The 26,354-nt window shown below is 43.7% G+C and carries 26 protein-coding genes; 3 read left to right on the top strand and 23 right to left on the bottom strand.

All coding sequences use genetic code 11. The features are described from left to right. Position 1: 1 nt before the first annotated feature. The 8 genes from ACX9NY_RS06000 to metH all read right to left on the bottom strand — a co-directional run bounded on the left by ACX9NY_RS06000 (position 2) and on the right by metH (position 7,965). Positions 2-319, bottom strand: coding sequence for a thioredoxin family protein (locus ACX9NY_RS06000; RefSeq protein ID WP_062834898.1), 318 nt, complete (start codon positions 317-319; stop codon positions 2-4). After that, the gene (locus ACX9NY_RS05995) at positions 316-657 is read right to left on the bottom strand and encodes a cyclic-phosphate processing receiver domain-containing protein (RefSeq protein ID WP_339234516.1); all 342 of its coding nucleotides are present in this window, start codon (positions 655-657) and stop codon (positions 316-318) included. Before ACX9NY_RS05995 ends, ACX9NY_RS06000 begins: the two co-directional genes overlap by 4 nt. Before the next feature lie 19 nt (positions 658-676). After that, on the bottom strand, positions 677-1,525 hold the full coding sequence (locus ACX9NY_RS05990) for a deoxyribonuclease IV (protein ID WP_472479217.1): 849 nt from the start codon (positions 1,523-1,525) through the stop codon (positions 677-679). Beyond that, on the bottom strand, positions 1,515-2,336 hold the full coding sequence (locus ACX9NY_RS05985) for an Fpg/Nei family DNA glycosylase (protein WP_339234519.1): 822 nt from the start codon (positions 2,334-2,336) through the stop codon (positions 1,515-1,517). Before ACX9NY_RS05985 ends, ACX9NY_RS05990 begins: the two co-directional genes overlap by 11 nt. 6 nt (positions 2,337-2,342) lie before the next feature. Then, positions 2,343-3,152 carry a TIGR01457 family HAD-type hydrolase gene (locus tag ACX9NY_RS05980; RefSeq protein ID WP_472477562.1) on the bottom strand — a complete coding sequence of 270 codons (810 nt, stop codon included), beginning with the start codon at positions 3,150-3,152 and terminating at the stop codon, positions 2,343-2,345. A gap of 81 nt (positions 3,153-3,233) precedes the next feature. Then, positions 3,234-3,380, bottom strand: coding sequence for a hypothetical protein (locus ACX9NY_RS05975; protein WP_442031933.1), 147 nt, complete (start codon positions 3,378-3,380; stop codon positions 3,234-3,236). A gap of 128 nt (positions 3,381-3,508) precedes the next feature. Next, positions 3,509-4,447, bottom strand: coding sequence for a ribonuclease Z (gene rnz / locus ACX9NY_RS05970; RefSeq protein WP_339255860.1), 939 nt, complete (start codon positions 4,445-4,447; stop codon positions 3,509-3,511). Positions 4,448-4,524: 77 nt separating this feature from the next. Continuing rightward, positions 4,525-7,965: a methionine synthase gene (gene metH, locus ACX9NY_RS05965; protein ID WP_342570311.1), complete on the bottom strand. Its 3,441-nt coding sequence runs from the start codon at positions 7,963-7,965 to the stop codon at positions 4,525-4,527. A 180-nt stretch (positions 7,966-8,145) separates the two neighbouring features. On the opposite strand from metH, the gene ACX9NY_RS05960 reads away from it, so the two are divergent. Then, positions 8,146-8,691, top strand: coding sequence for a cupin domain-containing protein (locus tag ACX9NY_RS05960; protein ID WP_036613600.1), 546 nt, complete (start codon positions 8,146-8,148; stop codon positions 8,689-8,691). Positions 8,692-8,787: 96 nt separating this feature from the next. Here the strand turns inward: ACX9NY_RS05960 and ACX9NY_RS05955 are convergent, their stop codons facing one another. The 8 genes from ACX9NY_RS05955 to ACX9NY_RS05920 form a co-directional block, all read right to left on the bottom strand. Continuing rightward, complete coding sequence (locus ACX9NY_RS05955; RefSeq protein WP_472477559.1) at positions 8,788-9,462, bottom strand: GntR family transcriptional regulator; 675 nt, start codon at positions 9,460-9,462, stop codon at positions 8,788-8,790. Positions 9,463-9,564: 102 nt separating this feature from the next. Continuing rightward, positions 9,565-11,199, bottom strand: a complete 1,635-nt coding sequence (locus ACX9NY_RS05950; protein WP_472477557.1) for an ABC transporter substrate-binding protein — start codon at positions 11,197-11,199, stop codon at positions 9,565-9,567. Positions 11,200-11,296: 97 nt separating this feature from the next. Continuing rightward, positions 11,297-12,169: a carbohydrate ABC transporter permease gene (locus tag ACX9NY_RS05945; RefSeq protein WP_036613592.1), complete on the bottom strand. Its 873-nt coding sequence runs from the start codon at positions 12,167-12,169 to the stop codon at positions 11,297-11,299. Between the two features lie 12 nt (positions 12,170-12,181). Next, a complete protein-coding gene (locus ACX9NY_RS05940; RefSeq protein ID WP_371129062.1) occupies positions 12,182-13,111 on the bottom strand; it encodes an ABC transporter permease in 930 nt (309 codons plus the stop codon). A 596-nt stretch (positions 13,112-13,707) separates the two neighbouring features. Beyond that, on the bottom strand, positions 13,708-14,499 hold the full coding sequence (locus ACX9NY_RS05935; RefSeq protein ID WP_472477555.1) for an HAD family hydrolase: 792 nt from the start codon (positions 14,497-14,499) through the stop codon (positions 13,708-13,710). Positions 14,500-14,527: 28 nt separating this feature from the next. Then, on the bottom strand, positions 14,528-15,037 hold the full coding sequence (locus ACX9NY_RS05930; protein ID WP_339234540.1) for a hypothetical protein: 510 nt from the start codon (positions 15,035-15,037) through the stop codon (positions 14,528-14,530). A 125-nt stretch (positions 15,038-15,162) separates the two neighbouring features. Further along, positions 15,163-15,372, bottom strand: a complete 210-nt coding sequence (locus tag ACX9NY_RS05925; protein WP_017688036.1) for a DUF896 domain-containing protein — start codon at positions 15,370-15,372, stop codon at positions 15,163-15,165. Positions 15,373-15,466: 94 nt separating this feature from the next. After that, the gene (locus tag ACX9NY_RS05920; RefSeq protein ID WP_339234545.1) at positions 15,467-15,844 is read right to left on the bottom strand and encodes a LysM peptidoglycan-binding domain-containing protein; all 378 of its coding nucleotides are present in this window, start codon (positions 15,842-15,844) and stop codon (positions 15,467-15,469) included. A 296-nt stretch (positions 15,845-16,140) separates the two neighbouring features. Here ACX9NY_RS05920 and lexA point away from each other — a divergent pair, with 296 nt between their 5' ends. Further along, on the top strand, positions 16,141-16,767 hold the full coding sequence (gene lexA, locus ACX9NY_RS05915; RefSeq protein WP_017688034.1) for a transcriptional repressor LexA: 627 nt from the start codon (positions 16,141-16,143) through the stop codon (positions 16,765-16,767). Between the two features lie 108 nt (positions 16,768-16,875). On the opposite strand, the gene ACX9NY_RS05910 is transcribed toward lexA, so the two are convergent. Beyond that, a complete protein-coding gene (locus ACX9NY_RS05910) occupies positions 16,876-18,177 on the bottom strand; it encodes an aldehyde dehydrogenase (RefSeq protein WP_472477552.1) in 1,302 nt (433 codons plus the stop codon). Positions 18,178-19,036: 859 nt separating this feature from the next. Between ACX9NY_RS05910 and ACX9NY_RS05905 the strand changes: the two genes are divergently transcribed. Beyond that, positions 19,037-19,504, top strand: coding sequence for a hypothetical protein (locus ACX9NY_RS05905; protein WP_339255872.1), 468 nt, complete (start codon positions 19,037-19,039; stop codon positions 19,502-19,504). Between the two features lie 447 nt (positions 19,505-19,951). On the opposite strand, the gene glnA is transcribed toward ACX9NY_RS05905, so the two are convergent. From glnA to ACX9NY_RS05875, 6 genes are all read right to left on the bottom strand, one after another. Continuing rightward, positions 19,952-21,280 carry a type I glutamate--ammonia ligase gene (glnA, locus tag ACX9NY_RS05900; RefSeq protein WP_091029299.1) on the bottom strand — a complete coding sequence of 443 codons (1,329 nt, stop codon included), beginning with the start codon at positions 21,278-21,280 and terminating at the stop codon, positions 19,952-19,954. A 129-nt stretch (positions 21,281-21,409) separates the two neighbouring features. Continuing rightward, positions 21,410-21,823, bottom strand: coding sequence for a MerR family transcriptional regulator (locus ACX9NY_RS05895; RefSeq protein ID WP_056689944.1), 414 nt, complete (start codon positions 21,821-21,823; stop codon positions 21,410-21,412). Positions 21,824-21,905: 82 nt separating this feature from the next. After that, on the bottom strand, positions 21,906-23,159 hold the full coding sequence (locus ACX9NY_RS05890; RefSeq protein ID WP_472477549.1) for a methionine gamma-lyase family protein: 1,254 nt from the start codon (positions 23,157-23,159) through the stop codon (positions 21,906-21,908). An 83-nt stretch (positions 23,160-23,242) separates the two neighbouring features. After that, positions 23,243-24,529: a GTPase HflX gene (hflX, locus tag ACX9NY_RS05885; protein ID WP_339234679.1), complete on the bottom strand. Its 1,287-nt coding sequence runs from the start codon at positions 24,527-24,529 to the stop codon at positions 23,243-23,245. 119 nt (positions 24,530-24,648) lie between these two features. Continuing rightward, on the bottom strand, positions 24,649-25,620 hold the full coding sequence (locus ACX9NY_RS05880) for an AAA family ATPase (RefSeq protein WP_062834999.1): 972 nt from the start codon (positions 25,618-25,620) through the stop codon (positions 24,649-24,651). 110 nt (positions 25,621-25,730) lie between these two features. Next, the gene (locus ACX9NY_RS05875; protein ID WP_062835000.1) at positions 25,731-26,294 is read right to left on the bottom strand and encodes a ribonuclease FAU-1 family protein; all 564 of its coding nucleotides are present in this window, start codon (positions 26,292-26,294) and stop codon (positions 25,731-25,733) included. Positions 26,295-26,354: the final 60 nt, after the last annotated feature.

Genomic DNA, 26,354 nt, shown 5'->3' with positions numbered 1-26,354 from the left:
CTCATTTCAGCACCGCCTTCCGAATCTCCGAGAGTAAATGCTCCACAGAGCTCATCCGATAAACCATTTTTGGAACATCTTGCTGGCCGTCAAACAGCATCACGGCTGGTACGCTTGAAATTTGAAATTGTTGTACAAGTTCAGGAATGTCATGGATGTTCATTTCGGATAAAATACCTTCTGGCAGCATGTGCTCAACAACCTCTAACATACGCCGTGCAGCCGCACATGTCCCACATAAAGGGGTGTATATAAACACAGCCTGTGGCATGCCTTCCCATACGCCGCGCATTAACATTTTGGATGTAATTGGCTTCATGAACTTTCTTCTCCCGCAGCAACACGCAGCATAACCTCACCCGTCATAGGACCATTATGAATGGTAACCGTATCGGGTTTATTGCTATATAACATCTCGTACATCTGGCGTTTGCCAAACATACTGGACGTATGCAAATAAATTTCGCGTGGAAATAAACCTTCTCGTACAATGGATGCCGCAACCTCACCGCCATTCGGCGAATCCGGCCCAAGCTCATAATCCAGAGACAAAATGTCCACGTCACCTTCTCTTAGCAGCATCAGGCACTCTTCTGCATTCGTTGCCAGAACAAATCCTTTTGGACATGCCCGATAGTCGTCCAAAAAAACATGCATACAATCGCTCCTCTCCCCATTATAACCAGGAACGCATGAGCGCTATATCATCACGGTGCGTTCCATCTTCGCCCGTTTCTGTCTCGAGCACAACAACCGCCTTTTGGAACTCAGGCGCATTGATCAATGTTTTCAGTGATTCATTTCCGATATATCCCTGTCCGATCCTCGCATGTCTATCCTTACACGAACCAGACGCATATTTGGAATCATTAAAATGTACAGCAGCAACATCATCCCAGTATCCGAGCACCCTGCCTTGATCAAGCATCTCTGATTCGTTGCCTGACGACCACATACCAGAAGCAAAAGCATGGCATGTGTCAAAACAAAATGCAATATGCTCTGGATATCGAGACAATTTGCGAATCTGTATCATTTCTTCCATTGTCGTGCCCATGGGGCCATGATCACCTGCCTGATTCTCAAGCAGCACCTTCGAATGACCATTCCAATTCTCCAAGGCGGTATCCAGACAATGAATGAGGTTCTGATAACCCTCCAGCGGATCATTTGTTTTGATATGTCCAAAATGGACCACCGTCCCAACGGAACCGCAAGCGTTCGAAATTTCAAGATCATTGCGAATAGAAGCTATTGTAGCATGATACCCCGCCTCTCCACGGGTCATGCCCAACGCCGGATTCGTAGGATAGGGTGAATGGGCAATCGAAGCCAGTCCATGCTGTTCACACCAATCCCTGCACTGCTCAGCATCCTTGAGATCCAGACTTTTCAGACCAAGACTACGCGGGTTCTTCGGAAAATACTGAAACGCCGTTGCTCCCATCGCATGTGCTCTCTTGGCTGCCTGTAGAAATCCACCTCTCGTGCTGACATGTGCCCCGATTCCGTTGTTAGGCTTCATGCTGGCATTTCGGACAGAAGAATGCCTTCTTGCCCGTAATTTCCACTCGTTCAATCGTTCCCCCGCAGCGCGGACAAGTCTCGCCTTCCCGATCGTACACCCGACACTGCTCGTCAAAGCTTCCTGTCTTCGTATCCCCTTGCATCAGTGGCATTTCCATATATCCACCTTCAGATGCTGCTTCGCGCAACACGGACTGCATCGAATGGAACAAACGCTCCGTCAGCTCAGGTGAAGTCGCGATGTTCTGCGTTTTGGAGCTTGGTCTCAGACCTGCAGCGAACGCAATTTCATCCGAATAACAGTTGCCAATCCCTGCAATGATATGCTGGTTAACCAACGTTGTCTTGAGTGTCCCCCGACGACCTTTCAACAGAGAAGCAAAACGTTCCACGTTCATCCGTCGATCCAAAGGTTCCGGTCCAAGATCGGACATTGCCGCTTCTGTCTCTTTTGAAGTAAGTAGATGTAAATACCCCAAGCGCAGGCCAATAAAGAATAAAATGTGATCTCCAAACTGGATTTCCACTTGTGTAGAACGATCAGGGCGTTCCTCTTCCGTGCCCCAGAAAATCATACCGCCCAACATGAGGTGCAGCACCAGACGTTTGCCATTAGCCAGGTGGAAAATCAAATGCTTCGCTCGGCGCTCAACAAATATGATGCGATTGCCTGTAAGTTCATTGATGAACAGATCAGGCTCCGTATTTATCGTTTTATCCCGGTTAATTACAACACCTGTAATCGGTAGATCAAGTATTTTCTCGGACAACAAGGTCCGGTAATTTTCCATTTCCGGCAGTTCCGGCATCGTACATTACCCCTTTTTGGAAGTTTGGTCTGTCCCTTGCGACAGCCACTCCATCAATTTATGCAAATCTTCAAACACATGATCAGGTCGAGCCTTGGCTGCTTGAATGTGTCCATCCATATTTTCCCGTGTTGTCACACCGGTAAGTACCAGCAGCGTCTCACATCCTGCTGCGACTCCAGCTGCGATATCGGTTCGCATATTGTCTCCGATCACTGCCACTTCATGAGATGCCAGGTTCAGCCGGCTAATGGCTGACTTCATTATAACACTGGATGGCTTGCCTATGACTGTAGGACGAACTCCGGTTGCGGCTTCAATTGCTGCTCCAATCGTTCCAGCACCAGGCGTCAGTCCATCATCGGAAGGAAGCTGCAGATCCGGGTTGGTCATGATGAATTTTGATCCCGCATTAATCCACCTTAGCGCCTTGGTCAGTTTAGAATAGGAAAATTCACGATCAATCCCCTGTATCACGTAATCAGGTGCATCTTCTGTCAACTGAAGTCCTGCTTCTTCTATGGCTTGCAGCAGTCCTGCTTCACCAATACATGCCACTTTTGCACCCGGAGACTCTTCAGCAACGTATTCAGCAGCTGCCACAGCAGAAGTACATACTTGAGACGCATCGGCAGGTATGCCCATCCCGTTCAGATGATCTGCCACACCTTGTGGTGTGCGAGAAGAATTATTGGTTACGAATAAATACGGCTTGCCTAGCTCTTGCAGTGTTCGAATAAGCTGATCGGCTCCTTCGATACGATGTCTGCCATGATAGAGCGTACCATCCAAGTCAATCAGATAGGCCTTAATCACACACAGCACTTCCTTTCTTTATTCCATTAACGTTTCATGTCCTTAATCATTTACCTTGAACTTGACCGCGAACCTATGTATTCAGGCAAAAAATAATGGCTTGCTGACATGTGCATGTAACAAGTCGAACCGAATCGAACACAGACGGTTTAACTCGCGCGTCTTCTGTACAAGCTTGTCATTTCCTGCGCTTTCCCGGAAAATAATTTGAATCATTTCCCTCTTCATATTGCCCATCCTACACGCTTTCTGACCAGATTGCAAAAGGGACCGCGGGAGTTCCTCTCCCTCAGTCCCGTGCAATTACCCGGTTCATTATATGACGTGTTTAGCCGTGCAATGGATCGCAATCCTGGTTAAGATTCTTGCTTGCGATGCACGACAGGAATAAGCTGGTGTTCGTTTGCAAGTCTGGTATTCGGAAATACGGACTGTGCTTCTTCCAAAAGTGGCTGCAGTTGATCCTCATCCTTATAACGTGAGCTAAAGTGAGTCATGATCAATTGGCCTACATTGGCTGCTCTAGCCGCTTCCGCCGCTTGTTTTGAAGTACTATGATAGTACTCATGCGCTGTATCGGCCAGATCATGCATAAATGTAGCTTCATGGACAAGCACATCTGCATTTACGGATAGAGGCTGTACATTGTCACATGGACGTGTATCACCCAATATGGTGATTACCATGCCGCGTTTTGGCGCGCCCAATACATCTTCTGGACGAAGCGAATCACCGTTATCCAGCGTAATGGTTTCTCCACGTTTCAGACGGCCGAACAATGGGCCTGGTTTCAAACCGTATTCCGCCAGTTTGACCGGGTCGAGGCTTCCTGGACGATCTTTTTCTGTAATTCGGTATCCGTAGCTATCAATCCGATGCTCAAGTAAAGCGGCTTCCACGATAAAACTGTCATCCTCGAACAGGACGCCTCCCGTATGTTCCACGATATTCAAATCGTAGTTGACCCGTGATTGGCTAAGCTCCATGGTTGTACTGATCATTCGTTCCGTACCTGGCGGACCATATACCGTTAAAGGTGTAGTGCCACCTTGATAGGCTCTGCTCGAAAGCAGTCCTGGAAGTCCAAATACATGATCACCATGCAGGTGAGTAATGAATATTTTCTCCAATTTGCTTAGTTTAAGCGGAGAACTTAAAATCTGATGCTGCGTTCCTTCCCCGCAGTCAAACAACCACAAAGCTCTGCGCTCATCCAACATGCGTAGCCCAATGGAAGTTACATTCCGTTGAAGCGTAGGTACACCAGCATTAGTTCCCAGGAAATATAGTTCCATTCTGGATCGCACCTCTTTCTGTTGCCAGCAAAAAACCTCCGACAATGCGGAGGGCTTTGCCTGACACTCAACTAATTTTATGCCTTTTCTACGTTAAAATACTTGGCTTGCGGATGGCTGAATACCATCGCTGATACGGATGCTTCAGGTTCCATCATGAAACCTTCCGTCAATTCCACACCGATATCCTCAGGCTGTAACAACTTGAACAACGGTCCTTGGTCTTCCAAATCCGGACAAGCCGGATATCCAAAGGATACCCTGATCCCCTGATAACGCGCACCGTGTCGTTGCTTCATCGTCATCTGTGCAGAATCTGGGAATCCCCAGATATCTCTCATCATATGATGCACACGCTCAGCTAATCCCTCTGCTACTTCGAGCGCTACGGATTGAAGAGCATGCGAGCGAAGATAATCCCCTTGATCTTTCCACGCCGTGGATAGTTCACGCACACCGTGTCCGGCAGTAACAACCATAAAGCCAACGTAATCCATTTGACCGGATTCAACAGGTTTCAGGAAGTCGGACAGGCACAGGAACGGCTCGACTTTTTGACGTGGGAATGTAAATGTATGCAAAATATTGCTCGTGTCCTTTGGATCATAGATAATGATGCTGTTACCACTGGACTGAGCCGGGAAGAAACGATACATGGCATGCGCCTGTATAATCCCGTCACGAACAGCCTCTTGCATGATATCATCCACCACTGCTTTCAGGTCGGTAGCCTTTTTGTCACCTGAAGCAAGCAGTTGTTCAACTGAACCGCGCAACCCTAAATGGTGTCCAAGCAGCATCTGCATGTTCACGTATGGCAGAATATGTGATAACGGATAGTTGCGCATCGTATGTCGCTCCAGATCCGGCGGTACAAGAACCGGATGATCTACAGCAATATCCGAACGCTCCACTCGTGTAAGCTCTGGAAGGGCCTGAACAGCTACAGCACCTGAAGCATCCGCTTCTTTCTCCGCATCCATCTCCAATTGCATGGCTTCACGTGTAACGGGATTCATCAATTTGTTCGCCAGATCCAGACCATCCATCGCGTCTTTGGCATATACAACCATTCCATCATACTCAGGTCGGATACGGTTTTTGGTGAATTTACGAGTTAGCGCCGCTCCGCCAACCATAATAGGTACATCAATCCCTGCTGTTCGCAAATCCTGAGCGGTAAGAATCATCTGCTGGGCTGATTTTACCAATAACCCCGAGAGACCGATTGCATCGACTTTCTCTTCTCGGTAAGCCTCAATAATACGTTCTGGTGGTACTTTTATACCCAAATTAATGATCTGGTAACCGTTATTGGACAGGATGATCTCTACCAGGTTCTTCCCGATGTCATGCACATCACCCTTAACCGTGGCCAGAATGATCTTGCCTTTAACCGAAGTCTCGTTCTTCTCCATGAATTGCTCCAGATATGCTACAGAAGCCTTCATAACCTCCGCACTCTGCAACACCTCGGCTACAATCAACTCATTGTTGTTAAAGAGACGACCTACTTCCTCCATCCCCCGCATAAGTGGACCATTAATCACTTGAAGTGCTGTGTATTTGGCAAGTGCCTGTTCGAGATCTGGCAGTAATCCTTCTTTGCTTCCTTCGACAACATATGAAGCGAGACGCTCTTCTAATGAAAGGTTCGAGATTTTTTCCTTCTTCTCCACCTTCTTGTTACGGAATGCCGCTACGAATGCCGCCAGTGTATCATCATTCGTGTTATATAAAAGCTCTTCCGAGAGCCTGCGTTCTTCTTCAGGAATGGATGCATAACGCTCCAGTTTCTCTGTGTTCACGATGGCATAATCGAGCCCTGCTTTGGTACATTCATACAAAAATACAGAGTTCAGCACTTCACGGCCTGCCTCAGGCAGTCCGAATGAAATGTTACTGATCCCAAGTATCGTATGACATTCAGGCATCGCTTCTTTGATCACTCTTATACCTTCAATGGTTTCTTTGGCTGAACCGATGTACTGTTCATCTCCCGTACCTACCGGGAACACCAATGTATCGAAAATAAGGTCTTCTGGTTTGAGTCCATATTTGTTCACCAGCAGATCATAAGAACGCTTGGCTACGTCGAGCTTGTCTTCCCGACTAATCGCCTGCCCCCGCTCATCAATCGTTCCGACAACAACCGCACCACCATATTTATGAAGCAACGGCGTGATCAGCTCAAATTTCTCTTCGCCATCCTCAAGGTTAATGGAGTTAATTATCGCTTTACCTTGCGAGTACTGAAGAGCCAAATCAATGACTGAAGCATCTGTCGTATCGATCATGAGAGGAACCTTTACTTTTTTCACAACCAATTCAAGGAACTTCACCATGTCTTCTGACTCTTCACGGTCTGGATCTTGTACACACACATCGACAATGTGCGCTCCATTTTTCACTTGAGCACGAGCAATTTCCGAAGCTTCTTCATATTTTCCTTCGACAATGAGTCGTTTGAATTTCCGTGATCCCAGCACATTCGTACGTTCACCGACCATGTAGGGACGATTGTCCTGTTCGATATAGATTGGTTCTATACCAGACAATGCCGGTGGATGTGTTCCGTTCATTTCTCTTGGGGGGTACTGGGCAAGCGTATCACGCATAGCCCGAATATGTGCAGGGGTTGTCCCGCAACATCCACCAGCGATATTCAACCAGCCCTGTTCCGCAAATGCACCTATCTTCTGAGCGAGTGAGTCTGGTGACTCATGGTAATTACCGTTCTCATCCGGGAGACCCGCGTTCGGGTAACAACTAACCGCAACCGATGCCATTCCGGAAAGCGAACGAATGTGATCACGCATGAATTCCGGACCCGTAGCGCAGTTTAGTCCTACCGAAATTGGGTTAAGGTGTTCTAAGGATATATAAAAGGATTCGATGTTCTGGCCCGCAAGGGTCGTTCCCATCGGTTCGATCGTTCCTGAGATCATCAGGGGCAGTGTAACACCGCTCTGTTCGAAGGCCTGCTGAATTCCGATGCTGCCTGCTTTTACATTGAGGGTATCCTGTGAGGTTTCAAGCAGTAGCGCATCAACGCCTCCCTCTATTAAAGCAAGCGCTTGCTCCAAATAACTGTCGATAAGTTCCTGGAACGTTACTCCCCCGGTTACAGACAGTGTTTTGGTTGTTGGTCCCATCGCACCCACCACATAACGTGGAGATTCCGGTGTAGAGAAACGATCAACCGCAGCTTTCGCAATTCTGGCTGCTTCCAGATTGATTTCGCGTGCCCGATCCTGAATATCGTATTCAGCAAGCACGACCGATGTCGCACCAAATGTATTGGTTTCAATTAAATCGGCGCCAGCCTCCAGATATTCTTCATGAATGCGCTGGATCAGCTCTGGACGAGTAAGCACTAACATTTCATTACATCCATCCAGATCTTCGCCGCCAAAATCTTCGCCAGTCAGATCAACTTGTTGAATCATGGTCCCCATCGCACCGTCGAGGATTAATATTCGTTGTTTTAATGCATCGTGTAGACTAATCTTATCCAATATCTTCACCCCCGCAAAACGTTAAATCTTAGTTTAACAGAAACTAACTTAATGTGAAAGATCGGGTTTTCTCGCGAAAGATGGCGGGTTTACACGAATTATGAACGGAATTTGAGAATCGACAAAAACAGAGGTATCCGATATAATTCAATTAAACCAAGTGGAAAAGAGGGAAAGAACATGGCTGAAATTGTTATCCGAAATACGAACGAACGCATCACTGGTGACGAAAATGTTCGAAATTTCTTGAACAAATACGAAGTATTATATGAGAAGTGGGACGCATCCAAACTGAACACTGATCTGCAAAATAACTTTGGATTAACGGATGAACAGAAAACCGAGGTTTTAGAAACTTACGACTATGAGATCAGAGATTTGGCTGCACGTCGCGGGTACCAAATCTGGGATGTGATCACACTGTCCGAGCAAACACCAGATATCGAAGAAAAGCTGGCCAAGTTCGAAGAGATCCACACCCACGCTGAAGATGAGATCCGTGCGATTGTCGCTGGTAAAGGAATCTTTGTTATCAAAGCCACAGATGATGTAGGTTACTTTAATGTAGAACTGTCTCCTGGAGACGTCATTTCTGTACCCGAGAATACACCGCACTTCTTCACCTTAATGGAGAACAAACAAATTATCGCTGTACGTCTGTTCATCGAAAAAGATGGCTGGATTGCAGATCCATACCCTGATCCTACATTTATCAAGAACGCCTGACACTCTCGTGTTATAACTTGCTTAACCAAAACCCCTGTTCAATTGAACAGGGGTTTTCGCATATGCATATGGAGAGTATTATACATCATCCGTGCATTATATAAAATAATGCGGGTATTTCGCTTTTATCGATTCCTGTTCAATCACAACCAGTCTGAGATGAGCTTCCATTACTTGAACAGCCTGTTCTGTTTTACGCTCTGTGATAAGTCGATATATATCTTTGTGTTGGGAGATAATGACCTCCAGGTTGGAGTCCTCCGCTAGACGTAACAAACGCAACCGATTAAACGGAATATTCAGTTGTTGCAACATTTTCCATGTTCTTAGCTTACCCGTGCCCTGGAACAAAATCTGATGAAACTCTTCATCCAGCTCAAAAAGACGATAGAAATTGTTTTTTCCTATACAAACTTCCTGCATCGCAATGTTGGTTTCAAGTCGAAATCGGAATTCTTCAGGAAAAGAAACACATGCCAAAGTCACGATTTCCTTCTCCAACTTTTCCCTCGTAAACCTGCCTTCTTCCACATGCTCTAGATTAATATGAGAGACGATCGTTCCACTCTGGGGAATAATGTCCAGCAGTTCTTCTTCTGCAAGCTTCATGAATGCTTCTCGCACGGGGGTTCTGCTCACTTGCAATTCATCTGCAATCTCTTTCTCTGAAATTTTAGTACCAGGCTTAAGTTCCAGATGCAGAATTCGTTCCTTTAACAAATTATATGAATATGCCCGGGTCGAGCCTCTAATTTTTTGATTAATTGACATGCCTTGACCTCTTTCTCTCAGCCGTATTCATTCATATTAGCACAAATTACCGTTCCACTTAAATATCGGTGTGAAACGGTAATTTGGCCAACATCAACTATGTTATTGCTTATTTTCTTTGTAGGCTTTGTACGTGTCATTTGCCAGCTTCAGATAATTGGATAGACCCTGACTGTCAAGTTCTTTAACAAAAGTGTCGAATTCAGACAAGTTTCGCTCACCCAAGATAAATTTAAGTGTATTTTGGTCTGAGTAATCTTTCAGTGGAGTACTCAGAAGTGTCACCCTTTCACGGTCCTCAGAAGAGTATGGAATCGGTGGTTCAGCCGGGATCACTTCTTTGGTATCCTTCATGTCTTGCTGGAATTTCAACTCTTCTTCACTAAACATCGATTGCAGCAGATCTGTTGTACCTCCGTAGGCAAATACACCACCCGAGAAGCCAAAGTCAATACGCAGATCCTTCGTTCCTTTTGGATTCAAACCATTATAGTTAACGTCTTCAACCAATTTACGTTTTCCGCCCTCTTTGGTAAATGTTTCGCCTTCAACACCCCATTTGGCAAACTCTTGACCCTCATCACTGTAGTATAACCAATCAATAAATTGCATAATGGCTTTGAAATTTTCGCTTTTTTGAATTTTCCCAGAGACCATGACACCGTTTTCAAGTCTGGAGCCTGACATTAATTGGCCTTTTGGTCCACCAGGAACTGTAATCTTCTCAACTGAGAATTTGCCCTCTCCCAGCGTTTTGTTCATATCAGTTCGGTGCATTACCAGCGTTTGGGAATTGCCGTTAATCATAAAAGATTTGCCGGATACAAATTTCTGTATTGCCTGATCGTCATCCTGTGTAAAACTTTCTTTGTCCAGCAATCCTTCAGATACCAACTTGTTAAAGTAGGTCAACAGCTCTTTGTATTCTGGTGTTGTAGCCGTGTATACGAATTCATCCTGATCTTCTTTATACGTCAATCCATTACCAAAACCCCATCCAGCCTTGGTACCAAAACCGGTAGCAGCGATGTTCAATGTACTATTGAATTTAAATCCATCCGAAAATGGAATGGAATCGGGGTAGATTTCTTTCAGCTTTTTGGCTGCATCATACAATTCGTCCCATGTCGTCGGGATGGCGATGTTATTTTCTTCAAAAACATCCGTTCTTACCAGTAATGTATAATCCGGCCATACTTCTTCATGCAGACCCGGGAGCACATAGTACTTTCCATCTTCTTGCCGAAGTCCTTCCAGTTCATCCTCCAAACCCCATTTTTCCACTTTATCCTTGAAGTTCGGCATCAAATCAATGTAATCACTAATGGGCAAGACCGCACCGGAAGATACAAATGCAGATTCTTCACCAGGATAGGTTTTGGGAATAATCAGCGGTGCATCGCCTGAACTAATTAGAAGGGATCTCTTCTGAGAGTAGTCACTCATGGGAACAATCGTTGGCTCAAGCGTAACACCCGTCAGTTCGGTAATTTTATCGAAAAGTAACCAGTTTTTTTTATAAGGATAAATAGGATGATCACTGTATAGTATGGATAGATTAAATGGCTCGGTCGCCTTGAATGTATCCCCTACATTGTACGTTTCCATCGCTGCCTTGGTTTGAACTTCCGTGACGTCACCTCCAGCTCCAGTACCGCTGCTACATGCTGCCAGAACGAAGGTCATCATTGTTGCCAACACCATTTTACCAACAAACTTACGTGGCTTTTGATTCATTTAGGTTATCCCCCTGAATTTGGTTTAGGTTGACTTTGCCTTAAACTTTAAACAACATCTAAAAATTAATCATGTGAATTACTCTAGCTGCTGCTTTTTACTGTTTGACAGACCCTAACATGATTCCGGTTACAAAGTATCTTTGGACAAATGGATAGATGGTGAGTATCGGCAAAATGGTTAATACCATCGTTACTGATTTAATATTGGCAGCAATCTGTGTCAGGTTATCCGCTGAGGTTGCACCGGCAGACGCCCCGCTTGTCGCTCCTGCAATCATATTGCGCAGATAAATGGTGACCGGGAACAGTTCTTTTTTGTCCAAATACAGAAAGGCTGGGAACCAGGAATTCCAATGGCCCACTGCGTAGAACAGCACCATGGTTGCCATAACTGCTTTACTTAGTGGCAAAATAATGCGTAACAAGATTCCGTAAGTGTTCAAACCGTCAATCGAGGCAGCTTCCTCCAGTTCTTCAGGCATATTTTCAAAAAATGATTTCATGATCAGCATGTTGTATATGCTAATTGCGCCAGGAACAACAAGTGCCCACATGGTGTTGTTGAACCCAAGGGAATTAATCAACACATAGTTTGGAATCAATCCACCACTGAAGAACATGGTGAATACGGCGAACATGGTCAGAAATTTGCGACCCATTAATCTCTTTTTGGACAGGGCATATGCGAAAATAGTTGTCATGAACATGGAGATTAGCGTACCTACCACGGTGTAGATAATCGTATTTTTATAATTCGTCCAGAACATGCTGTCACGCGAGATGGTCTTATACGTCTCCACATTGAATCCTCTTGGGAACAGACTAACCTTGCCCGAATTAATATAGGACTCACTACTGAAGGATTGTGCCACGACATTTAAGAATGGATAGAGCGTTATAAATACTACGAACAGCAGAAAGATAACATTGAATACTTTAAATACCTTGTAAGATCTGGATTCCTGCATGATGCTCCTCCTTTACCATAAGCTTCTTTGTGTCAGTCTGCGTGAGATCGCATTTACGGAGAACACCAGAATCAGACCGATCAGCGATTCGAACAAGCCAATTGCGGTAGCATAACTGAAGTTACTGGATTCCAGTCCGACCCGATACAGGTAAGTCGAGATGACATCAGATGTCTCGTAGATTAGCGGATTGTACAAGAGTAAGATTTTTTCGAATCCAACAGCAAGGAAATTACCCATGTTCAAAATCAATAATGTCACAATCGTTGGCAAAATCCCTGGTATCGTTACATGAATCGTTTGCTTCCACCGATTGGCACCATCGATACGCGCAGCTTCATACAAAGAATCATCTATGGTTGTCAGTGCAGCCAGATACAGAATCGCTCCCCAACCCATACCCTGCCATACCTCAGAAGTGATATAGATTGTTCGGAACCACTCCGCCCGCTGCATAAAAGGAATATTGTCTCCAGTGAAGAAAGCTACCAGTCCATTAATGGAACCATTCACTGCTGTCAGCTGCAGGATCATACCCGCCACGATAACGATGGACAGAAAATGAGGCAGATAGGACGCGGTTTGAACAAACTTTTTGAATCGTTTACTCTTCACTTCGTTAAGCATCAAGGCAAAAATGATTGGAACCGGGAATGTAAAGAGCAACGCGAGTCCGCCCAACATCAGCGTGTTACCAAATACTCTCCAAAAGGTAGGGTCCTCAATGAACATTTTGAAGTATCTTAACCCAACCCACGTTTCTCCAAATATACTTCCTCCCGGAACAAAGCGTCTGAACGCAATCACATTTCCGATCATCGGCCCATATTTAAAAATAAGGAGATAGATGATGGGAAGGATTAATAGTGAATACAACTGCCAGTCTTTGCGGAACAAAGTTGCTGCCGTTCGTAATCTGCTTTCTTTACGTAAAGATGTCATGGTTAACGTTGTTTTAGCGGTTTCCGACTCCATGTGTTTTCACTCCAATCCAGGACTTGATAGATATAAACTATTTCACGAGCAATTCCCATCGCTTCTTTGGTAGAAAACAACCAATCCTTCAATTTCACCCCCACCACGAAATAGAGTACAGTCCAATGGAAGCGATATCATTTTGATGTTTTATGTAAAATCACTCAATCCAAGGTGCTTCACATCATGTATTAGCACTTAATAATTGGTGTGATCTCCAAATCGAAAGAAGGTCTTCGAAGTGTATAAAGCGCTTACAACAAATAAAAAATAATTAGCAACAACCCTCGCTTCCATTCAAATGAATTCAAATGAATTAAGTCAAAAGAAATTGCTCAGAATAATCTAAATACTAGTCATACTAGTATGTTAGTTATATTTTAATCCAGCTCCCCCCTAATTTCAATAACTTTTAGCAAAATAAATGGAAATCTCATTTAACAAGGTAACTTAGTTAATTTACTCAAATTAAAAAAACATTGGTAACTTCAAGAACGATATCATCGTTCATTGAAGCTTCCAATGTTTCAGAGTGCTGAGGAAAGATGTTATGGCTGATTTGCTCAGAACTTAGCAATAAGTTGATCTAATTCGGATAAATGCGTAATTTCATGGTCAGGCGCATACGTTTCATTGTTGTTCTTATGCTCACGGTTAATCCATACGGCTTGGATGCCTGCTGATAGAGCACCACGAATATCCGTCGTCAACTTGTCCCCAACCATCATGCTCTCTTCGGGTTTAACACCCAGTTTACTCAAAGCATGCTCGAATATGGACGGATCTGGTTTTCCTTTTCCAAAGTTACCCGAGATAACAATCTCATCAAAGAAAGGAGTCAATTCAGGTACACCATCCAACTTCTCTTGTTGCAAAGCAGGACAACCGTTCGTTAACAGCAAAAGTTTGTATTTCCCTTGTAATTGACGCAAAGTATCCATCGTTTCTTCGTACACATGAGGTCTGGATCTACGTTCTACTCCAAACTGCGCGGCCAGTTGTTCAGCAAGATCTTCCCGATCTATACCCAACTTCAACAAGCCACGACGCCAGGATTCTTTACGGTAAGCTGGAGCAAGTTGTTCCAACTGACGGAACTCAGCTTGATCCCCACCAGTAAAGTTGGCCCAAAGGCCTTCAAACGGATTGATTCCAATCATTTTGGTAAAAGGAAAGGTCTCATAAGATTCATACAGTGCACGTGCCTCGTTACGAACAGCTTCTTCAAGTTCCTCCGGTTTGACCCCAGTCTCTTGTGCTGCAATTAGACAAGTCTCACGAAATGCTTCTCGAACACTGCGCTCATCCCACAATAAAGTATCATCCAGGTCGAACAAAATCGCTTTTAACGCCATTCCGATCATCTACCCCTTTATGCAATAATTACTTATCGATCGTTTCCACGGTGATCTGGTGTGCTTTTGCAAACTTCAGCAAACGTTCTGCAATCGCATCTGTATCGTAACGGTTCAATAACTTGGTGAACACCCATCTTTTCCCGCGACTTTTATGTTCGATAACAACTGTGCCTGGTTCAATTCTGAATTTGACAATATCTTCAACCCCGATTGAACGTTCACGATTACCCTTTGTTGTTATAATCCGATTACTGCTGATCTTGATGTATGGACGACGAAGCATGAAGATGACTGCCAAAAATACGTAAAGCAGCATCGTCACCCAGTCCCAGGTTGTCATCGGAGCTTGCACAAGGAACGTGCTCATAAACAGATACAAAAAGGCGAGACCGATCAAAAATATAGGGAACAAAAGGCTACGTCCCTTAAAGACTTCTTCACCTGGTGTACCTGTGATTGGCTGACCACTTTTTTTGCGTTGCTGATTTAACTGCTTGGAATTTTTCTTAACCGTTCTCTCGAACGAACGCGACATGAGAATCCCCCTTATGTGTCTTTGTATCGGCTTACATAACTGTAAACCAACATTTCCCCCTATAAATTGCATACTCAGAATAACAGGAAGAAACCTAAATATCATAATGATATCATTAGGTTTCGTTAGTGTTTGAGTTTGCCTTGGTGGCCTTTGTCATTCTCATCATCAACAATCTCAATGGTATCCAGTTGTTGTCTGAAATTGCTGCGAATATTACTCAAATAAATCTCTCTTAGCTCGGCACGTTCAGCAAGTTCTTCCTCCGACAATCCAGTGGACTTTTGCTTACGAGCCAATTCGTTAATACGTGCTACCAGACTATCTATATCCAAGCTTGTCCCCTCCAAAAATACAAAGTCATATTAACTTTGCCATGATAAAGGCTGCTTGTCAAGCTGACACGCGTTAACTCTCATTGATGTGCATTTATTCTGCGAATTGCGGTAGAGTTAGTACTTGTCCCACTTGGATCGAAGTCGCTTGAAGTTGATTCACTTTCTTAATTGCTTCTATATATATACGTGTATCCATATTAGTCGGTTTATGTTCCAAAGAAATACTCCATAATGTTTCCCCTTGTGAAACGGCTATCTTTCCTCCAGGCAGAACATCATTCTCATTGCCAGCAAATACCGTTAATACAGTGCTACATCCAATAAATATAATCAAAGAAGTGATGGCTACCTTTAATATCCATGAAGAAATCTTGAAACGCGCTAAAACCTTCTTGTAGTTCCCTATGTTAGACTTCACCAGTTCCGAATTCATCGGTTCATAAATACTTTGATAAGTTGAATATCTCATTAAATACCCGCCTCCAAACGTTTGTTCCTATCTGTTGAAATCAATATAACACGAACACTTGTTTTGTTCAATAGATTTTTAGAACAATTGTTCGCTTGTTTTTTGAAGGAGAAATATCTTAATTCAAACCCTTCTGCGAAGCATTTGCAGTATTCTGCTCTGACTTTTGGATAAATTCGGTTCTATAAGTTAAAAAACACTGATTATATGCCATTTTATTTAGAACTTATGTTTGTACGAACGGAGGTTCTATGTTATAATTTTCCCAAACGTTACTAAAATGGGGTTGATACGGTATGTCGAAGATATCCAGCAGGCAGCAGGCAATTCTGGAATTTATACGAAATGAAGTCCGGTTGAAGGGGTATCCTCCTTCCGTACGGGAAATTGGTGAAGCTGTTGGACTGGCTTCCAGCTCAACAGTACATGGACATTTGGATCGCCTGGAGAAAAAAGGTTTGATCCGACGCGACCCTACCAAGCCAAGAGCCATTGAGCTTTTGAGCCAGGAAGAATCTGAGCATTCTCATCAATTTGCTCATAGCGTTGCACGTATTCCTGTCGTTGGTAAGGTTACAGCCGGGGTTCCAATTACTGCAACCGAGAACATTGAAGACTACTTCCCTCTTCCTACACATTATGTAGGTGAACAGAAAGTGTTTATGCTTTCGGTAGTCGGAGATAGTATGGTGGAAGCAGGAATCGTTAACGGAGATTACGTTATTGTCCGTCAACAGCAAACTGCTGATAACGGTGATATCGTAGTGGCAATGACTGAAGACGATGAAGCTACAGTGAAAACGTTCTATAAAGAGAAAGATCATATTCGCCTTCAACCGGAGAATGCGACTTTCGAGCCTTTACGTTTGAAACACGTTAGTATTCTGGGTAAAGTCATTGGCCTTTTCCGAGATATTCATTAATATCTAACCTGAGTAACAAAACTAGATGCAATACACTGAAATACAAAAAGAGGTTGCCCTGATGAACAGGCCAACCTCTTTTTATGTTTATATTGTTTTATCGGATAATTATTCGCTGCGTTTCAGAACACTCTTGTGATGCGAGAACACATCAAAGCTCTGTTGTCCGTGATATGAGCCCATACCACTCTCTCCTACACCACCAAACGGAAGATAATGCGAAGTCATATGAGAAAGCGTGTCATTAATACATCCCCCACCGAAGGAAACTTGATTCAGCACCTGATCCTGTAGTTGCTCATCCTGTGTGAAGAGATATAGTGCCAATGGTTTTGGCCGGCGAACAATCTCATCCAGCACGGGATTCAGGTCGCTGTACCTAAATACGGGAAGAATCGGACCAAAGATCTCTTCTTGCATGACAGGTGAATCCCAGTTCACATCTCCAAGTACAGTCGGCTCAATCAGCAACTGCTCACGCACAGACCGTCCACCTATCAGCGTTTTGCCATCTGTAAGAAATTTCGACAACCGATCAAAGTTACGCGCGTTGACAATATGTGGGAAATCAGCATTCTGTAACACATCATCCCCAAATTTATCTTTGACCTCTGCGCCAATCAGATTAATTAATTCGTCATGAACTTGTTCATGCACAAGCAAGTAATCCGGAGCAACACATGTTTGCCCTGCATTCAGGAACTTACCACGAACAATACGCTGAGCCACCAGCTTCAGATCTGCGTCACTATGGACAATAGCAGGACTCTTACCACCTAATTCAAGAGTTACAGGAGTCAGGTGCTCCGCAGCTGCCTTCATAACAATGCGACCAACACCCGTACTGCCTGTGAAGAAAATATAATCAAACTTCTCTTTCAACAATGCTGTGCTGGCTTCGACTTCCCCTTCCATAACGGCAATATACTCCTGAGGGAAGATCTCCTGAATAAGATCATACGTCAGACGAGATACGGCTGGTGTTAATTCAGAAGGCTTGATAACTGCACAGTTACCGGCTGCAATTGCTCCAATCAGTGGACCAAACGCCAGTTGGAAAGGATAGTTCCAAGGTGCGATAATAAGAGCCACTCCGTATGGTTCAGGGTAAATGGTGCTCACCCCATCCGGCATAGCTGAATTGGTTGGGACTTGTTTTGGCGCAGCCCATTCCTCCAGATGTTCTAATGCAAAATCCAATTCACCCAGAACAATGCGAATCTCGGAACCGTAAGCTTCGGCCTCGGATTTGTTCAGATCCGCCCGAAGTGCATCTTGAATCCGTTGCTGATACTTTTCGATTCCTTTTCTAAGCTGTTGAAGTGCATTAATCCGATACTCGATATTTTTAGTTTGTCCTGTATAAAAAAATGTACGTTGTTCTGTCACCAATTGTTTTGCCTGATCCATATTAACATCTCCAATTAATTATTTAAAATTAAATTGCTCGAAATTCAATTAAAGTATACCTCTTCTATATGAAACTATCAACATAATATTGAAACATTAATTTGAAAATTTCTGAAATTTGGCAGGCCTTTTCAAGATATTAAGAAAGCTACCCTTTTTTTAATGTAAGTGTCCATTGACTATAGCGAATTATTGGGTATTATTAGAATTCATCTTTATTTCTCCAGAAGATTATATGTACTGAGATCTAAAGAGATGGATGTAGCCTTGTAGATCTGACGCAATGTCAACATAGAGATCATATGTCCTAATTGCCGATAACTCTGCGGACGTGGAGAAGTAATTTCTCTAATTCAATGACTTGTGGTTTTGTGTTGGTTTTGTTTGCATAGTAAACAAAGAAGCCGGCCTATTTTTGAATCTTTTACTCGAATGTATCACGAAATTTTCTCTTTTCCATGTTCTTAATGGATAGTGTGCGCTACGCTTCTACTACTCCTCTATAATCAAATACTAGATAGGTACCCGAACCTACATAAGACTACCGGGAGGAAATCATTTTTCATATCTTAATGTCTTATATGTATATTTATCTTATTATCACCCAAACCTATTAGTTCGATAAAAGGCATGCTAAATAAATCATTTCTATCAATTAGTCAAAATTAGCATTTCAAAAGAATATCCATAAATCCAACATTTTACAACTAATTATTTACAAATAGTAATCTTATATGGTATATTTAACCATGGTTGGCCAACCTAATTATTTGAACTCTACTCGATATCTTTAATTTCAAATAACAACTTAAAACAGAATCTTACTCTATTGGTTCTAGTATATTTGGGAGGTTTGAATATGAAAAGATTAAGAAAATTCTCTATTTCTGTTATGGCAACTGCTTGTCTATTAGCATTCGGTTCCAGCTCTGCATTCGCTAAAACTGGTTGGGCTGATTCATTTGAGACAGCAGAAGTGATGTACTCAAGTGTAAACCAGTCTTCTGGATTTAGCGCAACACAGTATTTAGATAGCATGAGCGACAATGATTTTTATGTAGTCGACAACACAAACGGTACATCCGAAATCACATATTCTGTTATAGCCACTCCACCAGCTAACTTCGACATTGTTATGGGTGTTATTAAAATGAATGCAAGCGGTGCGATCCTGTCCATTCAAATGGATAACTGGAATGGACGGGGATACCCTGAGGCGATTAGTTGGAATGCTAAACCTGGTGAGAAGGTTTACTTCAGAATTATGGACAACGGTATCAACAACTATAACGAGCCTTATACAATTCAATTCACAAAAACCAGCTAAATAATATTTTAGTAGATATTCAATGGCTCCCCGCTATATTAATGGGGGGGCCATTTTTTATACTTTGTAGACAAGGATGAGTACAGCGATAAATTTATTTTATGTTTTCCAGAGATAATGCTCTTTTAATTGTTGAATTATAGCTTAAGAGGATGTTTCATTGAGTCATTATTGCTTATTCAGATTGAAAAGAGCTTTATTAAATCAAATTCTCGAAATAGCTATGCATCATATTTTATCATTTTCAAAGTTTGAACGAAGTTTTTTTACTCATGGTCAGGAAACAAAATTCAATGGAATATTTTGAGGTTCGTTACTGAAGAAATTTTTGAGTAGAAAAATATTTTGGGGGCATTTTGGGGGCACTTTGATTTTTCTTTAAATATTTAGGGATTTACCCACAAAAAGAAAAACCCCTCAGCGCTAGAGCGCCAAGGGATTGAGCTATTAGTACAAAGTGATATATTGATCGCGTTCCCATTGGTGGACTTGTGTTCTATACATATCCCACTCAATTTCTTTCAGCTCATAGAAGTGAGCCAAGGCGTGGTCGCCGAGAGCATCACAGATAACTTCGCTGCGGATCAATTCATTCAGTGCTTCTTTCAGGTCAGCTGGCAAGCTTGGAATGCCTTCTTCCACACGCTCTTCTTCTGACATGATGTAGATGTTACGGTCAATTGGAGCTGGTAAGGAAAGCTCACGTTTGATTCCGTCCAGGCCTGCTTTCAACAGTACAGCCAAAGCCAGATAAGGGTTAGCAGCCGGATCCGGGTTACGAACCTCAACACGTGTGCTCAAACCACGGGAAGCTGGAATACGGATCATTGGGCTACGGTTACTCGCAGACCATGCTACGTAACAAGGTGCTTCATAACCTGGTACAAGACGTTTGTATGAGTTCACAGTTGGATTGGTAATTGCTGCAAACGCACGTGCATGCTTCAAAGTTCCGGCCATGAAGTGACGTGCAGTTTTGCTTAAACCAAGCTCGTCCGACTCGTCAACGAATGCGTTCTCATTGCCTTTGAACAAGGATTGGTTGCAGTGCATACCGGAACCGTTCATACCAAACAGCGGTTTAGGCATGAATGTAGCATGTAAACCATGCTGACGTGCAATCGTTTTAACAACGAGTTTGAACGTTTGGATCTGGTCAGCCGCTTTCAGCGCATCAGCATATTTGAAGTCGATCTCATGCTGACCTGGAGCTACCTCATGGTGGGAAGCTTCGATCTCAAAGCCCATTTCTTCAAGGGTGATAACGATGTCCCGGCGACAGTTTTCACCAAGATCCGTAGGTGCCAAGTCGAAATATCCACCTTGGTCATTCAGCTCGTTGGTCGGGTTTCCTTTTTCGTCTGTTTTGAACAAGAAGAACTCAGGTTCAGGACCGACGTTGAAGGAAGTGAATCCCATATCTTGGGCTTCCTTCAGGTTTCGTTTCAAGATACCACGTGGGTCTCCTGGGAACGGGTTACCATCTGGAAGGTATACGTCACAGATCAGGCGTGCAACACGGTTCTCTGCTACCCATGGGAAAATAAGCCAAGAATCTAGATCTGGATAGAGGTACATGTCGGACTCTTCAATACGTACATAACCTTCAATGGAAGATCCATCGAACATCATTTTGTTATCCAGAGCCTTAGTCAACTGGCTCACAGGAATCTCAACGTTTTTGATAGCTCCAAGCAAATCGGTAAATTGCAATCGAATGAATCGTACGTTTTCTTCTTTCGAAATGCGGAGAATGTCTTCTTTTGTATAGCTCACTATAACCTCTCCCTTTCTTATCTGCGTATTTGGCTTGCCTGTTATATTTGTACATTAGAAAGTTCCACGGGTCAAGGATTCTTACACCATAAGTGCATGATTTCCTCTCACTCGCCAAGTTATGCGAACTTACTTTTTATTAAAGAATCGGGAAAGCTCTCCCTGAATGAGAGATACTTGTCCAGGTCTCTTACCTGACACAAGCTGCTGCTTCAGCAAGCGATGCAACTGCGTATCGGACAGTTCTCTGCGTTTAACTTCTGTATCTGGCGTGATAACTGTAGCTTCCTCGGATTCTTTCGAAACAGGATTCATCACTTGTTTGATCCCTGCGATGTTAACTCCTTTTTCAATCAAAGCCTTGATCTCTAGCAATCTCTCTACGTCATTAAAAGAGAATAACCGCTGATTACCTGACGTTCTCGCAGGAACGATCAAGCTGTGCTGCTCATAATAACGAATCTGACGTGCAGACAGATCCGTAAGTTTCATTACAATACCAATTGGGAATAAGGCCATATTTCTGCGAATTTCATCACCCATGTTCATCAACCTTCCAGTCATCTATTCTTCACCCTATTGTACATTTAGTTGTTACCAAGTGTCAATGACGTGTTAGATAAACTCACAATAATTTACGATCTTTCATGGTCTGTAATGCCATCAAAACGCCATATTTGACATGAGAGTACGTTAATCCGCCCTGCATATACCCAATATACGGCTCCCGAATAGGCGCGTCGGCTGATAATTCCAGACTTCCGCCCTGAATGAACGTACCTGCCGCCATAATGACAGGATGTTCATAACCAGGCATATCCCACGGTTCAGGAACCACATGACTATCTACAGCTGCTGCACGCTGAATCCCCTGCACGAAGGCAATTAAATGCTCAGCAGAACTGAACTGAACAGCCTGAATCAGATCTGTACGAGCTTCATTCCAAGCGGGCTTGGTTACAAATCCCGATTCAGCAAACATCGCAGCAGCAAACGTACTACCTTTAATAGCTTGTCCTACGATTGTCGGTGCCATGTAAAGTCCTTGGTAGATGCCACGTGTTGTTCCCAGCATTGCTCCAACCTCTCCCCCAATTCCCGGGGCTGTCAGGCGATAAGCTGCCAACTGTACGTACTGTTCCTTCCCACATATGTATCCACCGGTTTCCGCAATACCTCCACCAGGATTCTTAATAAGTGATCCGGCCATCAGATCAACTCCAACTTCTGTCGGTTCACGTTCCTCCGTGAATTCACCGTAACAATTATCCACGAATACGATGACATCCTCCTTAAGCTCTTTAACACGTGTAACCATCTCGGCAATCTCAGCAACACAGAAGGATGAGCGCCAATCATAACCACGTGAACGTTGAATCCCAATGACTTTTGTAGCCGGCGTAATGCTTTTCTCAACTGCTGCCCAGTCCACGCCACCTTCAGCAGTTAAAGCCGTCTCACGGTAGCCGATACCAAAATCGCGTAACGAACCTGTACCATCACCGGGTTTGCCAATCACTTTATGCAATGTGTCATAAGGCTTACCCGTGATGTACAATAATTCGTCACCTGGGCGCAATACGCCAAAGAGAGCTGTACTAATCGTATGTGTACCTGAAGCAAAATGAGGACGTACCAACGCGGCTTCCGCGCCGAACACATCAGCATATACTTCATCAAGTACTTCACGCCCACGGTCGTTATACGCATAACCTGTTGAACCTGCAAAATGAAAATCACTTACTTTTCGCTGTTGGAAAGCGTTAATCACTTTCCATTGATTGTGATCTGTGATCCGATCAATCTGTTGAAGTTGTCCTTCAATCTGACGCTCCACTTGTTGCTGAAGTTCAGATATTTCTGAATCAAAGCTTACCATCTTACTTCATTCCCCTTCATAGCACGAATCTGACGTTGAATAGTCATTATCGTGTAACTTATCACATCAATATGTCATGAGTATTACGATTCAATAAAATTTTCGAGCATATAACCAAATTTCTCATATTCACCTTTTTGCAATTCCACTTCATAAATAACATCATTCTCTTCAAAGCTGGTATCCACTACATCACCAATTTTGTAGAGTACCGACGTAAGATCCCCACGTTCTGCCGGAATACGGAAGCGTTTCGTGTCACCTGTCAGTTCGTTCTGAATCAATTCACGGATTTTAAGCAGATCCTCTGAATCTAATGCGCTTACTTTAATATGATCTTTATCCAGTGGAAGCATCTCAAGCTGCTCTGGTGTGCACGCATCTTTTTTGTTATACAGGACTAACTGCGGCTTATCCCCTGCACCAAGTTCTTGCAGAATCGTGTTAACCGTTCTCATCTGATCTTCACGCATAGCTGATGAGGCATCCACAACATGCAGGATGAGATCTGCTTCATTCACTTCTTCCAGTGTTGCCCGGAAAGCCGCAATCAGATCATGCGGGAGATTTTGAATAAATCCAACGGTGTCGGTAAGTACGATTTCTTTACCACTTGGAAGTTCCATCGTGCGTGAAGTTGGGTCCAGAGTAGCAAATAGCTGATCTTGAATATACACATCTGCCGCAGTCAACTGCTTGAGCAAGGTTGATTTGCCAGCGTTGGTATAACCAACAAGGGCCACTTGAACAATACCTGTCTTCTTCCGGCGTTCACGGTGCAACTTGCGATGACGTGTCAATTCTTCCAGATGACGCTTCAGATCGTCAATGCGGCCACGGATGTGACGACGGTCTGTCTCTAGTTTGCTTTCCCCCGGCCCTCTTGTTCCGATGCCTCCACCGAGTCTGGACAGATTCTTGCCATGACCCGACAAACGTGGCAACAAGTAGCTATGTTGAGCCAACTCCACTTGAATGATACCTTCTCTCGTGTTGGCACGCTGTGCAAAAATGTCCAAAATCAACTGGGTACGATCAATAATTTTGAGATCCAGAGTCTCTTCCAGATTGCGAACCTGTGCTCCTGACAATTCCTGATCAAAAATAGCTGTAGTTGCTCCGAGTTCCTCTGCAATTGCACGAAGCTCTTCTACCTTACCTTTACCAATGAACCATTTGGTATCCCGTTTTTCCCTGTTCTGAGAAAGTACACTTAGCACTTCCACTCCAGCTGTCTCGGCAAGCTTTACCAATTCCTCTAAAGAGTACTCAGGATTGATACCTGTGCGTTTTACATCATCCGTAACAAGACTCACCAAGACGGCGCGATCTTTTTTGACCATATCTGTATCATGCGTGCCATTTGTCATGTATATGTTCACTCCCTCTAATTACTAATTCGTTGATATTCATTACCACAGATATGCCATGGCATGCCTTAAGCCGAACCGGTTGGCCCGGCCGGCTAGTGTAAAAACTATATTATCGCTTACTTTCGCTCAAAGTTCAAATCCTCTGTACGGATTGTCATCAGCTCCAGTTTCCCTGGACTGCCTTCCGAGTATTGTTCCAACAAACGAACCGCCTGATGCCTGATCGAACGCTCAATGGCATTACGAACGTATCTGGCGTTACTGAACGCATGTAGCGAATCATTTTTTTCCTGAAGCAAATGCTGCTTAAGTTTGAGTATGGTCTGAGGCATTAGAATATAATCACGCTCTTTGGCCATAATCTCAGATATTTGAATCAACTGATCAATGCTATAGTCTGGAAATTCCACTTGAATGGGGAAGCGGGAAGGCAATCCGGGATTCGTTTGAAGAAAAAAATCAATCTCTTCCGAGTACCCTGCAAGAATCAGTATAAACTGATTTTTGTTATCTTCCATGGACTTAACAAGCGTATCAATGGCTTCCTTGCCAAAATCCTTCTCTCCGCCGCGGGCCAAACTGTAGGCTTCATCAATGAACAATATCCCACCGAGTGCCTTCTTGACCAGATCTCTTGTTTTCTGCGCCGTGTGACCAATATATTCTCCAACCAGATCCGCACGCTCAACTTCAATAAGATGACCTTTACTCAACACACCCATCTTCTGAAAAAGTTTGGCAACAATCCTCGCCACGGTTGTTTTACCAGTCCCCGGATTACCTTTGAAGATCATATGATACACGTGCGCACCACTAAGTAAGCCTGCTTCGGTACGCATCTGAGCAATCTGTAAGAAAGCATAGATCTCAAATACCAGGTCTTTGATATTTTCAAGTCCAACCAATTGCTCCAATTCACCCTGTATCTCCTGGAAGTGCGCATGTTTGGTTATGCTCTTGGCCGCCTGTACTGCCGCTGCCTCATCTTTGACCAACATCTGAGGTTCCTGGTTACGCAACACAATATTAATTTGTCTGGATGGTCTGCCTCCTGGTTGCTCTCCTGCAGCCATGACCCGTCCGTTCATTCGCCATCACCTCTATTTTATCGGGCTGAACTCTCCTGATTATTAATGTATTCTATCAGGCGCTCCAATATTAGAAGGATCATGAAGAATTCTACGGTTAGGTACATGTCTTAGATCTGAATGTTTTTTCGAAACTCTCCGTTCTCAAACAAACTCTGCCTATGCTTCAGTGATAACTGAAAGTATGGGAATACATGCGCATCAATGGCATGCAGCAATTCTTTTGCCGTCTTGTTAGCCAAGTCATAATCACCTGTCGTAATATGCTTCCGCGACAATGCATCTTCAAGCTCATCTTCATCCAGCAAAAAGACCTCTCCATCTTTCAGCACAACGACATCCAGATACAGGTCATCAAACCAAGGTACCCCCTGATCGGTTATACCCTGACTGCGACATGTATCAATATACCATTCCACAATCCGCTCCTGATCATCAAACATCGCTGTAACAACGAAATGCTCTCCCTTCGGGTAGTATTGCAGCCAAGAATACCCTTTATCTGCAATACAGAAGGTACTGCCTCCATATGTTTTCCACAGAGGTTCTTTCAAATCCTGTATGGTGTACAACGTAATATAACCTGTGAAAATTTTGGATTGAACGAACCGGCATGTGAATTGTCGGTTCGTAATCCGGCGCCAGTTCGCGCGGTCCCCGAATTTCCGTTTCATACGAACCCCTCTTTGCCGACTACAGGTCCGTGACCTGCTCTGATGTTATTGGTGAACAAT

The sequence above is a fragment of the Paenibacillus sp. CB74 genome, from assembly GCF_055687625.1.
Note: the sequence above shows the minus strand (reverse complement) of the source record. Positions and strands in the feature narration are given on the sequence as shown.

Excerpts from the sequence above, each read along its gene's own strand:
- ACX9NY_RS06000 (WP_062834898.1), bottom strand. The coding sequence starts at position 319 with ATGAAGCCAATTACATCCAAAATGTTAATGCGCGGCGTATGGGAAGGC.
- ACX9NY_RS05995 (WP_339234516.1), bottom strand. The coding sequence starts at position 657 with ATGCATGTTTTTTTGGACGACTATCGGGCATGTCCAAAAGGATTTGTT.
- ACX9NY_RS05990 (WP_472479217.1), bottom strand. The coding sequence starts at position 1,525 with ATGAAGCCTAACAACGGAATCGGGGCACATGTCAGCACGAGAGGTGGA.
- ACX9NY_RS05985 (WP_339234519.1), bottom strand. The coding sequence starts at position 2,336 with ATGCCGGAACTGCCGGAAATGGAAAATTACCGGACCTTGTTGTCCGAG.
- ACX9NY_RS05975 (WP_442031933.1), bottom strand. The coding sequence starts at position 3,380 with ATGAAGAGGGAAATGATTCAAATTATTTTCCGGGAAAGCGCAGGAAAT.
- rnz (WP_339255860.1), bottom strand. The coding sequence starts at position 4,447 with ATGGAACTATATTTCCTGGGAACTAATGCTGGTGTACCTACGCTTCAA.
- ACX9NY_RS05960 (WP_036613600.1), top strand. The coding sequence starts at position 8,146 with ATGGCTGAAATTGTTATCCGAAATACGAACGAACGCATCACTGGTGAC.
- ACX9NY_RS05955 (WP_472477559.1), bottom strand. The coding sequence starts at position 9,462 with ATGTCAATTAATCAAAAAATTAGAGGCTCGACCCGGGCATATTCATAT.
- ACX9NY_RS05950 (WP_472477557.1), bottom strand. The coding sequence starts at position 11,199 with ATGAATCAAAAGCCACGTAAGTTTGTTGGTAAAATGGTGTTGGCAACA.
- ACX9NY_RS05945 (WP_036613592.1), bottom strand. The coding sequence starts at position 12,169 with ATGCAGGAATCCAGATCTTACAAGGTATTTAAAGTATTCAATGTTATC.
- ACX9NY_RS05940 (WP_371129062.1), bottom strand. The coding sequence starts at position 13,111 with ATGACATCTTTACGTAAAGAAAGCAGATTACGAACGGCAGCAACTTTG.
- ACX9NY_RS05935 (WP_472477555.1), bottom strand. The coding sequence starts at position 14,499 with ATGGCGTTAAAAGCGATTTTGTTCGACCTGGATGATACTTTATTGTGG.
- ACX9NY_RS05930 (WP_339234540.1), bottom strand. The coding sequence starts at position 15,037 with ATGTCGCGTTCGTTCGAGAGAACGGTTAAGAAAAATTCCAAGCAGTTA.
- ACX9NY_RS05920 (WP_339234545.1), bottom strand. The coding sequence starts at position 15,844 with ATGAGATATTCAACTTATCAAAGTATTTATGAACCGATGAATTCGGAA.
- lexA (WP_017688034.1), top strand. The coding sequence starts at position 16,141 with ATGTCGAAGATATCCAGCAGGCAGCAGGCAATTCTGGAATTTATACGA.
- ACX9NY_RS05910 (WP_472477552.1), bottom strand. The coding sequence starts at position 18,177 with ATGGATCAGGCAAAACAATTGGTGACAGAACAACGTACATTTTTTTAT.
- ACX9NY_RS05905 (WP_339255872.1), top strand. The coding sequence starts at position 19,037 with ATGAAAAGATTAAGAAAATTCTCTATTTCTGTTATGGCAACTGCTTGT.
- ACX9NY_RS05895 (WP_056689944.1), bottom strand. The coding sequence starts at position 21,823 with ATGGGTGATGAAATTCGCAGAAATATGGCCTTATTCCCAATTGGTATT.
- ACX9NY_RS05890 (WP_472477549.1), bottom strand. The coding sequence starts at position 23,159 with ATGGTAAGCTTTGATTCAGAAATATCTGAACTTCAGCAACAAGTGGAG.
- hflX (WP_339234679.1), bottom strand. The coding sequence starts at position 24,529 with ATGACAAATGGCACGCATGATACAGATATGGTCAAAAAAGATCGCGCC.
- ACX9NY_RS05880 (WP_062834999.1), bottom strand. The coding sequence starts at position 25,620 with ATGAACGGACGGGTCATGGCTGCAGGAGAGCAACCAGGAGGCAGACCA.
- ACX9NY_RS05875 (WP_062835000.1), bottom strand. The coding sequence starts at position 26,294 with ATGAAACGGAAATTCGGGGACCGCGCGAACTGGCGCCGGATTACGAAC.